At 38.1% G+C, this 14,249-nt stretch carries 16 protein-coding genes; 7 read left to right on the top strand and 9 right to left on the bottom strand.

Annotation, left to right across the window (positions count from 1 at the left end; translation table 11 throughout):
• Window positions 1–153: 153 nt before the first annotated feature.
• Window positions 154–486, top strand: coding sequence for an iron chaperone (locus GQO80_RS08335; protein WP_157207890.1), 333 nt, complete (start codon window positions 154–156; stop codon window positions 484–486).
• 133 nt (window positions 487–619) lie between these two features.
• Here the strand turns inward: GQO80_RS08335 and GQO80_RS08330 are convergent, their stop codons facing one another.
• Both GQO80_RS08330 and hemN read right to left on the bottom strand, forming a co-directional pair.
• Window positions 620–1,453 carry a universal stress protein gene (locus GQO80_RS08330; protein ID WP_157207889.1) on the bottom strand — a complete coding sequence of 278 codons (834 nt, stop codon included), beginning with the start codon at window positions 1,451–1,453 and terminating at the stop codon, window positions 620–622.
• 52 nt (window positions 1,454–1,505) lie between these two features.
• Complete coding sequence (hemN, locus tag GQO80_RS08325) at window positions 1,506–2,870, bottom strand: oxygen-independent coproporphyrinogen III oxidase (RefSeq protein ID WP_157207888.1); 1,365 nt, start codon at window positions 2,868–2,870, stop codon at window positions 1,506–1,508.
• Between the two features lie 123 nt (window positions 2,871–2,993).
• Here hemN and GQO80_RS08320 point away from each other — a divergent pair, with 123 nt between their 5' ends.
• From GQO80_RS08320 to lpxD, 3 genes are all read left to right on the top strand, one after another.
• A complete protein-coding gene (locus tag GQO80_RS08320) occupies window positions 2,994–3,566 on the top strand; it encodes a superoxide dismutase family protein (protein ID WP_157207887.1) in 573 nt (190 codons plus the stop codon).
• A 315-nt stretch (window positions 3,567–3,881) separates the two neighbouring features.
• Complete coding sequence (locus GQO80_RS08315) at window positions 3,882–5,054, top strand: LETM1-related biofilm-associated protein (protein ID WP_157207886.1); 1,173 nt, start codon at window positions 3,882–3,884, stop codon at window positions 5,052–5,054.
• A gap of 203 nt (window positions 5,055–5,257) precedes the next feature.
• Window positions 5,258–6,253 carry a UDP-3-O-(3-hydroxymyristoyl)glucosamine N-acyltransferase gene (gene lpxD / locus GQO80_RS08310; RefSeq protein WP_157207885.1) on the top strand — a complete coding sequence of 332 codons (996 nt, stop codon included), beginning with the start codon at window positions 5,258–5,260 and terminating at the stop codon, window positions 6,251–6,253.
• On the opposite strand, the gene GQO80_RS08305 is transcribed toward lpxD, so the two are convergent.
• Window positions 6,237–6,386 (bottom strand): hypothetical protein, encoded by a 150-nt coding sequence (locus GQO80_RS08305; protein ID WP_157207884.1) that lies wholly within the window; start codon window positions 6,384–6,386, stop codon window positions 6,237–6,239. The genes lpxD and GQO80_RS08305 overlap by 17 nt on opposite strands.
• Window positions 6,387–6,411: 25 nt before the next feature.
• Here GQO80_RS08305 and GQO80_RS08300 point away from each other — a divergent pair, with 25 nt between their 5' ends.
• Both GQO80_RS08300 and GQO80_RS08295 read left to right on the top strand, forming a co-directional pair.
• On the top strand, window positions 6,412–7,935 hold the full coding sequence (locus GQO80_RS08300; RefSeq protein WP_157207883.1) for a carbon-nitrogen hydrolase family protein: 1,524 nt from the start codon (window positions 6,412–6,414) through the stop codon (window positions 7,933–7,935).
• A 132-nt stretch (window positions 7,936–8,067) separates the two neighbouring features.
• Window positions 8,068–8,430, top strand: coding sequence for a DUF2200 domain-containing protein (locus GQO80_RS08295; protein ID WP_157207882.1), 363 nt, complete (start codon window positions 8,068–8,070; stop codon window positions 8,428–8,430).
• Window positions 8,431–8,463: 33 nt separating this feature from the next.
• Here the strand turns inward: GQO80_RS08295 and GQO80_RS08290 are convergent, their stop codons facing one another.
• From GQO80_RS08290 to GQO80_RS08270, 5 genes are all read right to left on the bottom strand, one after another.
• Entirely contained in the window at window positions 8,464–9,219 is a 756-nt protein-coding gene (locus tag GQO80_RS08290; RefSeq protein ID WP_157207881.1) for a LytR/AlgR family response regulator transcription factor, read from the bottom strand.
• A gap of 78 nt (window positions 9,220–9,297) precedes the next feature.
• Complete coding sequence (locus tag GQO80_RS08285; RefSeq protein ID WP_157207880.1) at window positions 9,298–9,609, bottom strand: 2TM domain-containing protein; 312 nt, start codon at window positions 9,607–9,609, stop codon at window positions 9,298–9,300.
• On the bottom strand, window positions 9,609–10,949 hold the full coding sequence (locus GQO80_RS08280; protein WP_157207879.1) for a 2TM domain-containing protein: 1,341 nt from the start codon (window positions 10,947–10,949) through the stop codon (window positions 9,609–9,611). Before GQO80_RS08280 ends, GQO80_RS08285 begins: the two co-directional genes overlap by 1 nt.
• Window positions 10,950–10,970: 21 nt before the next feature.
• Window positions 10,971–11,588: a hypothetical protein gene (locus GQO80_RS08275; RefSeq protein ID WP_157207878.1), complete on the bottom strand. Its 618-nt coding sequence runs from the start codon at window positions 11,586–11,588 to the stop codon at window positions 10,971–10,973.
• A gap of 13 nt (window positions 11,589–11,601) precedes the next feature.
• Window positions 11,602–12,030, bottom strand: a complete 429-nt coding sequence (locus GQO80_RS08270) for a DUF2141 domain-containing protein (protein ID WP_232333135.1) — start codon at window positions 12,028–12,030, stop codon at window positions 11,602–11,604.
• 273 nt (window positions 12,031–12,303) lie between these two features.
• Here GQO80_RS08270 and GQO80_RS08265 point away from each other — a divergent pair, with 273 nt between their 5' ends.
• A complete protein-coding gene (locus tag GQO80_RS08265; protein ID WP_157207877.1) occupies window positions 12,304–13,251 on the top strand; it encodes a TerC family protein in 948 nt (315 codons plus the stop codon).
• Between the two features lie 74 nt (window positions 13,252–13,325).
• Here GQO80_RS08265 and GQO80_RS08260 read toward each other — a convergent pair whose 3' ends face one another.
• Window positions 13,326–14,054 (bottom strand): energy transducer TonB, encoded by a 729-nt coding sequence (locus tag GQO80_RS08260; protein WP_157207876.1) that lies wholly within the window; start codon window positions 14,052–14,054, stop codon window positions 13,326–13,328.
• Window positions 14,055–14,249 lie beyond the last annotated feature (195 nt).

The following is a 14,249-nucleotide window of genomic DNA, read 5'->3' as shown; positions in this document are numbered from 1 at the left end:
TGAAACCAGTTTCAATAAACTTTTTTTGTTAGATGAAAACATCAAAAAAATTGCTACTTTAGGCTAGCACTAAGGGCGTTGCTCTGTTTGCGGTAATTTTACCCCGTCCTAAATAAAAGCTACATAATTTTAAACATTATGTAAAAAAAAAAAATGAACGAAGTAGAAAAGTACATAAAACAATTTGAACCTGACATTCAAAAAAAATTGAATGAATTACGGCAACTATTTTTTAAAGTTTTACCCAACACAGAAGAAAGTATTCGTTACAAAATGCCAGCGTACAGAGTCGGAAAAAACCGTCTATACTTTGCTGCTTATAAAAAGCATATTGGGCTTTATCCCGTTTACGGACTTACAGAAATTGAAGAAGAAATCTCAAAATACAGGGCAAAAAAAACAAAAGACAGTTTACATTTTATGCTTGATAAACCATTACCATTAGAATTGATAAAAAAAATCATTATTATGAAATCAAAACTTTAAAAAGAATGACAATACAAATAATAAACCTAAATATTGAGGTAACTGCTTTACCAAAAAAATTGGGTATAAAAAAAGGGACAGCCCATACTTTTGCCATCCCTTTTTTGAAAATTAGTCACTTGCTATTAATTTTCTAAATTTTAAAGGTCATAACCGGTAAAGCGGCATGGTTGGCCACATCTTCACCTACGCTACCTTCAAAAAAGTGTGCCAATCCTTTTTTTCCATGGGTTGGTACCGCAATAAGATCGGCGCCTATTTTGTTTGAAAAATTGATGATGCCTTCTTCCGCAGTGTAATCGGCCACGTAATGAACCGTTTCCATCTTATCTAAATTACCTAGTGCCTTCGTGAAAAAGTTAACCACGTTTCTTTCCATTTCGGCTGAAGTTAAAAACCGTTCATTAGGTAAATTAACATACACCATATACATTTTGCTTCCAATTTTGTTAAACATGTTAACGGAATTAATATAAGGTTTGATGGTTTCTTCCGAGAAATCGCAGGCAAAAACAACCACTTCAAAATTCACGTCTTTCACTTGATTTTTTACAACAAGAACCGGTATTTCAGAGTTTCGCACCACGCGCTCGGTGTTGGAGCCAATAAAAAACTCTTTGGCACCACTAGTACCCTGCGAGCCCATAACAATAATATCGGCATCATGTATTTTAGCAACCTCGTTTACTTCACTAAACACTTTAAAATGTTTAATTATAGGGGTTACTTTTACGCCCTTTAAATAGTCTTTATCAAGAAATTTTTCAAATTTTTGTTCGGAGAGCTTATAAAAATAAACTGCTTTTTCGTATTGAAGTCCGTCGGAAGCCGTTAACATAATATCAGACATTTCCAGCATGTGCAGTGCCAGTACTTCCGCATTATTTTTTTTTGCAAGTTTTGCAGCCGTTTTCAAGGCGTATTCTGAATGTTCAGAAAAATCGATAGGTACAATAATTTTTTTCATAAGTAGCTGTTTTTAGTGTTTGATTAAGGCTTATTCCATATTAATTTTTAGGTTAAACTGTCATAGAAAACAACTGGGTATCGGGCTGTTTTCGTTGTAACAACAAATCGAAGGCCATACAAATATTCCGTACAAAGGGCTGCCCTTTTTGGGTAACCGCGATACTGTTTGGATGGATGGTTAGCAGGCCGTCGGTTTCCATTTCCTTCAACCGTGCCAGCACTTCTGGAAGCTCTTCAAAATAAGAAGCATCGCTTGTCCAGCTTGTTTTAAACCGGCACATGAGGTTGAGTATGTGCTTGCGTATAATTAAATCTTCCTTACTTAAAATATGGCCACGGTACACGGGAATTTTGTTAACATTCAGTGCATCATAATAAGCCTCGATGCTTTTTTCGTTTTGCGAAAACCCATACCAACTATCGCTAATGGACGAAACGCCCAAACCAATCATGGCTTGGGTTTTTGAGGCGGTATAGCCCATAAAGTTACGGTGTAACTTACCGTTTAACATCGATTTATAAAGCGTATCGGTGGGCAACGCAAAATGGTCCATCCCTATTTCATGATAGCCTACTTCGGTTAGTAATTGTTTTCCTAACTGGTATTGTGCACGTTTTAGTTCGGGCGAGGGCAAGTCGCCTTCATTAAACCCGCGTTGGCCGTTTCCTTTAATCCAGGGTACGTGGGCATAACTGTAAAACGCCAACCTATCGGGCAGGAGTGCTTTTGTTTTTAAAATAGTTTCCTTTATATGGTCGATGGTTTGGAAGGGCAACCCGAAAATAATATCATGGCCAACCGACTCATAACCTATTTCCCTGGCCAAATCTGTGGCACGTTTAACGTTTTCAAAAGGTTGAATTCTATGAATGGCCTTTTGCACGGTTTCATTATAGTCTTGCACCCCATAGCTTACACGCCTAAAGCCCACATCAAAAAGGGCCTGCAAGTGTTCGCGCGTGGTGTTGTTTGGGTGGCCCTCAAAACTAAACTCATAGTCATCGGCCAAATTAGCATCCATTAAAATGCCCTGTATCAACCGTTTTAAATTTTCCGGACTAAAAAACGTGGGGGTTCCACCGCCCAAATGCATTTCCTTAATAATTGGTTTTTCATCAAAAAGTGCCAAATATAAGGCCCATTCCTTTAAAATGGCGGTTATATAGGGCGACTCTACATGGTGCTGCTTGGTGATGCGCTTATTGCATCCGCAAAACGTACACAAACTTTCGCAAAAAGGAAGGTGAATATACACGCTTATTCCTTCTTTTGAGTTGCTTTGATTAAAGGATTTTATTAATGTTGTTTTCCAATTGTTCAATGAAAACGTATCATCATCCCAATAGGGCACCGTTGGATAACTGGTATAGCGGGGACCCGCCACATTATATTTATTTACTAAAAAACTTGACATACCTAACATTTATATTCAAAAGTATCGCAATGCGAAATCTAAAAACATGACAAATGTCATATAAATAACTTGCAAATGGTTCTTTAATATAGTAACTTTCGGGTAAATAAAAAAATAATAAAAATGAAGAAAGCAAGTATTTTTGTAATTAGCCTATCGTTGTTAAGCATCGTATCGTGCAAAAACGAGAAAAAAACAGCGGAAACTACGGAAGCAAAACCAGTTGAAACCCAAGTACAAACACTAAAAGAAGTTGTGGTAAACCTGATGGCAAAAAGCGAAAGCAATGTAAGTGGAACCGTTGTTTTTACTGAAGAAAATGGCGTTGTAAATATGAAGGCAACGCTAAGCGGTTTAGAACCTGGTGAACATGCCATACACATCCATGAATCGTCTGATTGTTCATCGCCTGATGGCAGTTCAGCAGGTGGCCATTGGAACCCTACCAAACAACCGCATGGAAAATGGGGTGCAGAAACCGGCTACCACAAAGGCGATATTGGTAATTTTACCGCTGATGAACAAGGCAATGGCAGCATCTCTATGTCAACCAACGAATGGTGCATAGGTTGTGCCGATGAAACCAAAAACATTATTGGCAAAGGTATAATTGTACATACTGGCAAAGATGATTTTACAACACAACCCACGGGCGATGCCGGTGGCCGCATAAGTTGTGGCGGTATTATTGAGTAGAACAACTAGCAAAAAAGCAACTTTAACGAGTTGCTTTTTTTTTGCCATTCAAACAAAATTTATTTAGTGCATTTGCACCATGTTTTTAAACCCTTTCTGGTTTACGGTAGCAATAAAACCTTTAACGTTGTTGCCCCAACAACCCTTTTTGTCTTCTTTTTTTTAAAATGTTGGTTTTTTATTGACTAGCTTGTTCCCAAAAACAGACCCATGCCCAAATTTTGATACTGGGTTTGTTAATAATTTTGCTATATAAAATAATTGCAAATACCAGTGTTAATACATTACTTTTGTACCTGTAAATACACTAAAACTATGAACCCATCGGGTAATGGCTGGATTAAGAAATTACTAAAAGAAGCTGCTAAAAACAACTCTTTTTTGAACGTTGAAAGCGAAACGTTTTACAATGCGCTAAGAGATTGCGGCTTTATTTATGGAAGTAATTTTGACGTGGTGTGCCATGTTGTTTTGAACAAGGATTTTACCGACGAAGAGCTTTCAAAAACAAATTTATGCTTAGCGCTTCTTTATACCCACGCAAACGCCCATACCGAAAAACCCTTTATTGAAAGTGTCATTAATTTTTACACCGAAATAAACGAACTTAAAACATCCTTTTTCAATGATTTGTTGGGTGAAAAAAAATCGAGTGAGCAACTAGAGAAAATCATTCAAAAACGCATTCAAATTGATGATAACTTCATCACAAAAAACTTCAACTACTTCTTAATAAACGTGTTGCTTTATGTTGATGTATTGGCCTATCAGGAATATTTAAAGAACGAAACCCTTTCCATTGAATATATTAAGAATTTGGAAGCGGCCATTGAAACCATTGCACTAAGCGCATTGCACGCCAAAACATCGAAAAACCAATATGATGAAAGCTTAATCAAATTGTTTGAATCTTCATTAAGGTACCGCAACAGTAAGCCCATGGCATATACCGACGCCATAAAAAACATGAAGACCCAATTAGAAAAATACTATGTTTTGGACTTAGCATGTATGGCCAGTTGGACCGATAAGACCATTGAAAAAAAGGAGGAATTATTTTTAATCGATTTGAGCACCGATTTGCAAATTGATACCATTTACATTAAACAATCCATTAAAACCGTAAACCGTTTTTATATGCTACATAAAGATGAGATTGCGCTTTTAAACACCAATAACCTAGCGAAAAGTTTTTACAACAACTCCAGCAAAATGGTGAAAAAATTGATTGTTAGAAACAGCAAACGTTTATACCAAGAGTTAAAGGACAGTAAAGAACTGATGGTTTTGCTTACCCAATCGACCAAACGCGATTTAACGCCCAAGGAACAAAAAAAAGTCCAGGAACAGTTGCTCGACATTTTTAAATCAATCCCTAGTTTGGCTATATTTTTATTGCCCGGTGGCGCCTTATTACTCCCTTTGGTTGTAAAATTCATCCCTAAATTGCTGCCATCTGCCTTTGATGATAACAGAATTGAAGACTGATTCTCTTTTTTACCGAAAGCTGTAAGAACGGATAACCAAACTTTTTGTATCCCTATACAATCAAGAAAATTAAATGTGCCATAGCGCATTAGGTTGTTGGTTTTGTTCATAAAACAGGGGCAAATTCCGTTTTATTCTAAAGAATATTAATTAATTGCAACTTTTTCTATTACCTTCACAAAAACAAACCAACCAAAAAACGAATGACAACTTATACGGTATCAGAAATTAACGCCATTTTAAAGGGTGAACTTATTGGCAACACCACGCAAAAAATAACGGGCCCTGAACAATTACAAAATGCTGAAAGTTTCCATATTACCTATATAGGAAGTGCAAAACACGCAAAACTATGGGCCGCCTCAAAAGCCTGTGCCGTTATTGTAAATGATACCTTAGCCCTAGAACCCGGTGAGGGACAAGCGTTGATAAAAGTAAAAAATGCCGATTTAGCCATGGCAAAAGTCTTGGAATTGTTCAATCCGCCAGCACTCGTATTCGATACCGATATACACCCAACAGCGGTCGTACACACCACAGCAACTATTGGCAGTGGTTGCAAAATTGGCGCAAATTGCTATATTGGTAAAGATGTTGAATTAGGAAAAAACGTGATTCTATACCCCAATGTGTGCGTTTTTGACGAAACCACCATTGGCGATAATACCGTAGTTTGGTCGGGAACGGTTATTCGCGAGCGTTGTATCATTGGCAGCAACTGTATTTTTCATACCAACGTAAGTATTGGCGCCGATGGTTTTGGTTACAGGCCCAGTGATGATGGCCGAGGTTTGGTAAAAATACCGCAAATTGGCAATGTTATTATTGGGCATTATGTTGAAATTGGCGCCAATTCGTGCGTAGATCGGGCGAAATTCAGTTCCACCATTATTGGAGATGGCTGCAAAATCGACAACCTCGTACAAATAGCCCACAACAGTGTAATGGGGCGGTTCTGCATCATGGCCGGACACAGCGGACTCGCTGGTTCGGTAACCTTGGGCGATGGCGTTATTATTGGTGGCAGTGCTTCTATAAAAGACCATACCACCATCCATTCGGGTGCTACCGTAGGTGCGGGATCGGGCGTTATGGGCGATGTAGAAGCGGGAAAAACCGTTTTGGGCTACCCCGCACAAGATGCTAGGGACATGCTTAAACAATGGGTGGCCATTAGGCAGTTTATGAAAAAACAATAACCCCATACTCTAAATTTTCATTAAATTTACTTGATATTGTTGCTGCTGATTTTTTCAGCAAAAACTTTTCAAAACCTAAACCTACTAAATAACAGCTTGTTACCATATAAGTAATTGCTTGTATTTGGTTCAAAATTTACTTTTTAAAAAATTCGCAGATGATACATGACATTGAAAACATAGAACTAAAGTACCTAACTTTAGAAGACTACCAAGAGCTTAAAGATGTAATGATAGAGGCCTATGCCAACATGCCAGGATCTTACTGGAGAAAATACCATATAAAATCTTTAATTGAAAAATTTCCTGAGGGTCAGGTGGTTATAAAAGTAAATGGACAGTTGGCGGGTTGTGCTTTATCGATAATTTTAGATTACAACCAATTTGACGACCACCATACTTACGAAGATATTACAGGAAATTTCACCTTTAGTACCCATACCAACCGAGGCGATGTCTTGTATGGAATTGATGTGTTCATAAAAAAGGAATACCGCGGTTTGCGCCTTGGCAGACGTTTGTACGATTACAGAAAAGAACTAACCGAACGCCTAAACCTGCGGGGTATTGCCTTTGGTGGACGCATACCAAATTACCACAAATATGCCAATCAACTATCGCCCAAGGAATATATAGAAAAAGTGCGTAGGAAAGAAATACACGATCCTGTTTTAAACTTTCAAATCTCCAACGATTTCCATCCTTCCAAGATATTAAAAGGTTATTTGCAGGGCGACATAGCCTCCAATGAGTTTGCGGTACTTTTGGAATGGGACAATATTTATTACGAAAAGAAAACCAACAAGGCCATAACCAAAAAGAAAATAGTACGCTTGGGCCTGATACAATGGCAAATGCGCTTATATAAAGGGATGGAAGAATTGATGCAGCAAGCCGAATTCTTTATCGATTCCGTATCGGCATATCGCTCCGATTTCGCCTTATTTCCAGAGTTTTTTAACGCCCCATTAATGGCCGATCACAATCACATGAGCGAAAGTGAAGCCATAAGGGAATTGGCAACACACACCCCCTCCATTGTGAAAAAGTTTTCGGAATTTGCCATTTCGTACAACATCAATATCATTACGGGCAGCATGCCAGAATTACGAGGCGACCTGTTATATAACGTGGGCTATTTATGCAAACGCGATGGCAGTACCGAACGCTACGAAAAACTACATGTTACCCCCGATGAAGCCAAGGTTTGGGGCATGCAAGGCGGCAATGAATTAAGAACTTTTGATACCGACTGCGGAAAGATAGGCATTTTAATATGTTACGATTCGGAGTTCCCGGAACTAAGCCGTATTCTGGCCGATGAAGGCATGGACATATTATTCGTGCCCTTTTTAACCGATACACAAAATGGCTACTCCCGCGTGCGCCACTGTGCACAAGCCCGCGCCATAGAAAACGAATGTTATGTTGCCATAGCCGGTAGCGTTGGCAACCTACCAAAAGTGCACAATATGGATATACAGTTTGCACAATCGATGGTATTTACACCCTGCGATTTTGCCTTTCCAGCCAATGGCATTAAGGCCGAGGCAACCACCAATACCGAAATGATATTAATTGCCGATGTTGACATTGATTTACTGCGCGAGCTTAACCAATTTGGTAGCGTTAGAAATTTACGCGACCGCCGAAAAGATTTGTTTGAACTGCGGAAGAAATAGCTTAATTTTAAAATTGACCTCGTGATTTTGTAAAAAGTTTCTACTAATTTCGTTTAGGGCTAGAATTGTATTGAACGATTTTATATAATGTCTAACAAACCCACTATCATTTTTTTTAAATTCAAAAGAAACATGAAACCAACAACCGAACATAACAACCGAATTGCTTCCATGTTATTCGCTTCGGTATATCCACATTATGTTACAAAAGTTGAAAAAAAAGGGAGGACTGTAGAGGAATTACAACAGGTAATAGAATGGCTAACAGGCTTTAACAAAATCAAGATACAAACCTTTATAGACGAAAAGGCAACTTTTAAAACCTTTTTTGAGGAAGCCCATTTAAACCCAAAGGCCCATTTAATTAAGGGCGTTATTTGTGGTTACCGAATAGAGGACATTGAAAACACATTAACCAAACAAGTAAGGTACTTAGACAAACTGGTTGACGAATTGGCCAAAGGCAAAAAAATGGAAAAGATTTTAAGAAACTAAATTTTTCCTGAAAAACGTTATTCAATAGAAGCCCTATTCCAACCAAGCCTTAAAATCTTTTACGCGTTCGCGCGCAACCACCACCTCATCATCTTTATACGAGTTTAGCTTTATTTGCAGGCGCGAATTGGTATAACTTACCATATCTTTGATGGCATGTATGTTTACAAAAAACTTTCGGTTAATGCGGAAAAAGGTTTGCGGTTCCAGTTCGTTTTCCAAAAGTTCTAAAGTAGTGTCCAATAAATAATTCCTGCCATCGGAAGTGTGCAAATAAGTGCCTTTGTTTTCGCTGTAAAAACACTCAATCTCATCAATGTTAATCAGTTTTAAATGTTGGCCCACTTTTACCGAAAAACGTTTTTTATATTCGCGGTCAATCGGGTTGATGAGCAATTTTTTAATATCGTTAAAATCTAAAGTAACGGCCTGTTTTTGTGGCAAACGCTCTTGGTATTTTTTTACGGCTTTGGCCAACTCGTTGTCATCAATGGGCTTTAACAAGTAATCGATGCTATTTAGTTTGAAAGCTTGAAGCGCATACGCATCATAAGCTGTGGTAAAAATAACGGCCGAATTAATTTCAACAGCCTCAAAAATCTCGAAGGAAAGTCCGTCGCTTAACTGAATGTCCAAAAAAATCAAATCTGGATGCGGGTTGTTTTCAAACCATTGGATGGATTCTTCAACGGAGTGTAGCATGGTTTCTGCCTGCAGGTTTAAAGTTGCCAACATACGCTGTAACCGGCGTGCTGATGGCTTTTCGTCTTCAATAATGATTACTTTCATGGTTTTTTGGTTGTTTATTTGAGGTGGTTCATCAGAGATTCACAGAGTTTTTACTGGAACCCGGGCGCGCTACTGAAATCACTTCCAAGGCTTTTTGTCCTTTTCCATAAGTTCCTTTATTTTACGCTCTTCCCAATCTTTTCCCAAGATGATATTCGGCATAAAAACAGAAAGTCCGTGCGCCATCAAACCAATGCCCCAAAAGATCAAGGTTATAAAATTGTGCCATTGAAAATAGGTCTCGCCCGCTCCTAAATTTTGAATGTTGATGATAACAATCATGATATTGATAACCACATACACAACGGCATGCGAGTAAAAGCCACGGATGCGCTTTACACGTTTTGCAGCGCGTTCGTAACGGTCGTTTTCTATAAAATTTGGTGCCATTAGTTCCATGTTTTGTTGTTTGATGATGCTTCTTTATCGAGTATTTCCTGAATTTTACGCTCTTCCCATGATTTTCCGTAGCCAAAGACACTAAATCCGTGAAAAGTTAAGCCCATGCCCCAGCCCAACATGGGGAACCAAAACCACTGGAACCCCCAGAAGGTTTTGTAATTTATAAATATTAAAAATGGAATGACTAAGCAATAGGATAATAGATTGGAGTAAAAATTCTTGATTTCTTCAACGCGTTTTTTTGCTTTCATGTATGCGTCCTGCTCGCTAAATGGTTGTTTGGTTTCCATAGTGTAAATTTGTTTTGTAAGCATGGGAATGGCAACTGCAAACCGGTTTGCTTCTTTGTTAATATTAATTTTTCTATTGGTTAATAGGTCGTAACGCTGCATGATATTGCTTAACCCTACACCGCTACTCTTTTTTACTATTTGTTTGGACTGTAAATTGTTTTCTACCACCAAAGCATCATTAGCCTCATAAATTTTTATGTGCAATGGTTTGGTAGTGGTAACAATGTTATGTTTTACGGCGTTTTCCAAAAGTAGTTGCAGCGAAAGTGGCACCACTTTACTTTCGGGGTTGATGGCTTTTTCGGGAATGTCGAAAATGATGCTGTCCTCGAAACGCATTTTTAAAAGCGACATATAGGTTTTGGCAAATTCCAATTCCTCATCAACCGAAACCAGTTCCTTGTTTTTCTGTTCCAATACATACCGATATACTTTGGATAACGAAGTAGTAAATTTTTGGGCATTTTCGGGGTTTTCTTCAATTAAACTGGTAAGCACATTTAAACTGTTGAACAGAAAGTGGGGGTCCAATTGATTTTTTAGCGCGTCGAACTTTGCACTTGCCGTACCCGCGATAACCTTTTGTTCCTTTATTTTGCTTTGTTGGTAGCGATTGTAAAAATAAACAACGTGGAAAATGATAACGATGGTTAGGGTTATCCACAATCCAAACTGGTAGTATGCAAATTTCTCGTTGGCCAAAAAACCTTCAACCGACTTGCCATAAAAAGCTACCGAAATAAAGCCCCTAATGAAGAACAAACCCATTAAGGTCAATACCGTTGAACCTACAATTCCTAGAACGATGCGTTTTATCCTATCCTCATTTTTCCATGGTATTTGCTCCAAGTAACCGAAAAAGTACATATTTCCCATTCCAAGAACGAAGCTATAAAGCTGGTACATAGAAAAATCAATTAAAAACTCGTTTAGGTTTTTAAAATCGAAACTGTTTGTTGAAAGTGCGTTTCCTAATACAAAAACGGCACAACCAATTATAAAACTTAAAACGATTGATTTTTTTAATTTCACCATGACCCTCTTAAATACCAATGATTATTTACAAGATTGCAACAAGGTTTCTGCACGGTCTTTTCCCCAATTTGGGCCAAAAGGCGTTTCTGGTTTAAAGGTAGCAAAAAGTTGCACGGCACGTTCTAAGTCCTTACAAAACGCTGCGGTGTCCTGCCCAAAATAGCGGGCACTTCCCATATTCCATTCAGCCTTACAATACACGACACGCGGATTTTCGGGCGCTAGCACTTCGGCTTTAGCATATAAATCCACTATTTTGCCAGACAAGGTCATGCCATACGTGGCGCCATCAAAAGCGATCCAAGCAGTGTGCAACAAAGCCTGCAATACCAAAATTTCTGGATTGTTTTTTGAAATGGCCGTGGCATCGTTTATTAAATCTTGCGCCTTTTTAAGTAATGCCGCTAGTTTTTCTTCATTTTTTTCACCAAAACTGCTCACTATATTCACTTGCGCCGCATAATAAAACGGCAACCAGTTATCGGGTTCTGCGCTGGCAATGCGCTCGAACATATTTGAGGCCTCGGTTGGGTTGGTTCCCCAAAGCTGAAAGGCTTTTTGCATACCCTGCTCGTAATTGGTTTGTGCTTTTGCAAGGGTTGAAATTAACACCAATATAACTATGCTCAATTTTTTCATCTGCTTTGTTCTTTTAAAGTTTAATGTTTTGGATGATGTTGCTGTGGTTTATTTCAAACTTGGCGTCTTCCCATTTTGGAGGCCCAAAATGCCCTCTGGCATTATTTGAACACCCGTACGATTCTTTTGGTATCCCCAAAAAATTGGTGTTCAATTTATTGTTTTCATTTTCATCGTGAAACATGGAAATAGCATAAGTGCCCTTGGGTAAATCCTTAAAGGTAATACTGCAAGACTTATTCGTTATTTTCAATTTGGCAGATTTTATGCCACCAACCAAAAAAGTTTCCTTGGTGTTACAAAGTGATACCAGCGCCAACCCTTTATTGTTTTTAAAATTGGAAATGTTTACGGTAACATCGAAGGTTTCGTTCTTTTGTTGTGCATTTAAGGAAATCATTCCCATTAAAAACAAACTCAATAGTTTAAATTCTAGTCGCATACTGGTTTTTTTAATAACATGACAAATATCCAACACAAATTAAGCTTTTTAAAATACTAATTGCCGAATTGTTGTTTTTTATTGATGAAATGTATAAAAGCCAAACCGCGATGGTTTAAAAACCGTTGTACCGAAAAACCACTGTTGCAACGAACATATCGAGCCACCAACCCCAATTCATATTCTCAATGGTTAAATCGGAAAAAATTTAACCCATATTTCTTTTTTTGTATAAACCCAATAGGTATTTTTGAACCCTAAAATGATGTTATTATGCTTGTTTGGGGCTTATTTATTGTAGGGGTACTTATTTTTTTGGCTTTGGATTTAGGCGTTTTTAACCGAACTCCACACGTTATTAGCGTTAAGGAAGCTTCAATATGGACTGGAATATGGGTGTCGCTATCCCTCCTGTTTTCGGGCGTTATCTACTGGTTGTACAGCACCGGCAATATCGACAATGTGGATGGACTAAAACCGATGGATGCCACTATTAAATACATAACTGGTTATTTAATAGAGCTTTCCCTAAGTATTGATAATATTTTTGTAATTGCCGTAATCTTTTCCTCCTTTCGAATTCCTCAAAAATACCAGCACAGGGTTTTGTTTTGGGGCATTTTGGGTGCCATTGTTTTTAGGGCGTTGATGATATTTTTTGGGGTGGTACTGATAAAAAAATTCAGTTTTACAACCTACGTTTTTGGAGCGTTTTTAATTTTTACCGCTTTAAAGATGCTGTTTTCTAAGGAAGCGCATTTCAATCCGAAAAAATCATTTGTTTATAGAAACTTACGGAAAGTGATGCCCATAACGGCACAGATGGAAGGTGAGAAATTTTTTGTGAAAATGCGACATATAACGGCGGCAACCCCCTTATTTATTGCTTTGATAATAATTGAATTTACAGATATTTTATTTGCCCTTGATAGTGTGCCGGCCATATTGGCCATTACCTCAGATCCTTTTTTAGTGTTTAGCTCTAATATTTTCGCCATTTTAGGGTTACGATCCATGTATTTCTTTTTGGCCAATATGCTTACCAAATTTAGCTATCTAAAATACAGCTTGGTTGCAATACTTATTTTTGTTGGCATAAAGCTTATACTGGCGCACCACCTTCATTTTCCTGAATGGGTATCACTGGCCTTTATTGCCCTATCGCTTATTGCAGGCATTGCATTTTCATTGAACAGGAGCACGAGTAGCAAAGAGGCATAAACAAAAAAAATCAAGGGTTGACTAGGCCGCTTGATTTTTTTTTGACTAATAATAATTATATAACAATTCAAATATTATCCTTCTTGAAATTTGAAGAAGATGGGCACTGCATACGATACCTTTACAGGTTTTCCGCGTTGTTTGCCCGGTTGCATTTTGGGCAACAAACTGATAATGCGTTCTGCTTCTGCTTCTAAAATTTTGTCCGGACCCCTAGAGCGTACATTGGTGGTATAGCCTTTAGAGTCTATCATAAAAATTACTGAAACCCGCCCTTGTATGCCCATCTCCAGGGCTGTTTCGGGGTATCGGAAATTTTTAACAACATGTTCTTGTACTTTTCGTTGAAAGCAATCCTTGGTTTCACTTTTTGATAAGCCTTCGCATCCCGGAAAAACGGGCACATCTTCAATAACCGCAAAAGCGACCTCAACTTCTTCTTCAACTTGTGCAACCTTAACCTCGGCCACTTTTACAACACGTTCTGCAATAGCCTCAGTTTGGTTGGTTTCGCTACTTTCAATCACCGTTTCCTCTACTTCCTTAACATCGTCAACAATCTGGATGTTTTCGCTAAGCGCTGCTGGCGGCGGTGGCGGTGGTGGCGTATTAACGTTAACTACTGGAATATCCGTTTCAACCTCGGCTTCCATGTTTAAAACGTCCAAAGAAATGTTTGCCTTATCGTAGCTTTTATACTCTAAAAGCCGCCACGTTAACAGCAACATTAAATTAAGGCCAATAGCAAAATAAATACTGCTATTTCTGCCTATATCCATTTGTGGATTTTTCCTGATTGACATAACTGCTCATTTTTATACTATCAAAAATACAAGGATTATCAGTAAACAAGTATGATAATTATCATATTAATAAAAAAAGTGCCACTAATTTTGTAATTCTCGAATTTAGACCTAAAAACTTATCAGTGAATAAGATATGCTTAAGAAAACGATTAACACCTAAATAAAACGTTTTTTTAACAATGAAAAAGATGT

It is taken from the genome of Mariniflexile maritimum, assembly GCF_009746565.1.
Lineage (GTDB): Bacteria > Bacteroidota > Bacteroidia > Flavobacteriales > Flavobacteriaceae > Mariniflexile > Mariniflexile maritimum.
The sequence above is the reverse complement of the archived record's forward strand: the minus strand, read 5'-3'. Positions and strand labels throughout refer to the sequence as shown.

Bases quoted from the DNA above. Each gene is read 5' to 3' on its own strand.
- GQO80_RS08275 (WP_157207878.1), bottom strand. From the start codon at position 11,588: ATGAAAAAATTGAGCATAGTTATATTGGTGTTAATTTCAACCCTTGCA.
- GQO80_RS08295 (WP_157207882.1), top strand. From the start codon at position 8,068: ATGAAACCAACAACCGAACATAACAACCGAATTGCTTCCATGTTATTC.
- GQO80_RS08285 (WP_157207880.1), bottom strand. From the start codon at position 9,609: ATGGCACCAAATTTTATAGAAAACGACCGTTACGAACGCGCTGCAAAA.
- hemN (WP_157207888.1), bottom strand. From the start codon at position 2,870: ATGTCAAGTTTTTTAGTAAATAAATATAATGTGGCGGGTCCCCGCTAT.
- GQO80_RS08335 (WP_157207890.1), top strand. From the start codon at position 154: ATGAACGAAGTAGAAAAGTACATAAAACAATTTGAACCTGACATTCAA.
- GQO80_RS08270 (WP_232333135.1), bottom strand. From the start codon at position 12,030: ATGCGACTAGAATTTAAACTATTGAGTTTGTTTTTAATGGGAATGATT.
- GQO80_RS08315 (WP_157207886.1), top strand. From the start codon at position 3,882: ATGAACCCATCGGGTAATGGCTGGATTAAGAAATTACTAAAAGAAGCT.
- GQO80_RS08320 (WP_157207887.1), top strand. From the start codon at position 2,994: ATGAAGAAAGCAAGTATTTTTGTAATTAGCCTATCGTTGTTAAGCATC.
- GQO80_RS08280 (WP_157207879.1), bottom strand. From the start codon at position 10,949: ATGGTGAAATTAAAAAAATCAATCGTTTTAAGTTTTATAATTGGTTGT.
- GQO80_RS08300 (WP_157207883.1), top strand. From the start codon at position 6,412: ATGATACATGACATTGAAAACATAGAACTAAAGTACCTAACTTTAGAA.
- GQO80_RS08265 (WP_157207877.1), top strand. From the start codon at position 12,304: ATGCTTGTTTGGGGCTTATTTATTGTAGGGGTACTTATTTTTTTGGCT.
- GQO80_RS08330 (WP_157207889.1), bottom strand. From the start codon at position 1,453: ATGAAAAAAATTATTGTACCTATCGATTTTTCTGAACATTCAGAATAC.
- lpxD (WP_157207885.1), top strand. From the start codon at position 5,258: ATGACAACTTATACGGTATCAGAAATTAACGCCATTTTAAAGGGTGAA.
- GQO80_RS08260 (WP_157207876.1), bottom strand. From the start codon at position 14,054: ATGTCAATCAGGAAAAATCCACAAATGGATATAGGCAGAAATAGCAGT.
- GQO80_RS08290 (WP_157207881.1), bottom strand. From the start codon at position 9,219: ATGAAAGTAATCATTATTGAAGACGAAAAGCCATCAGCACGCCGGTTA.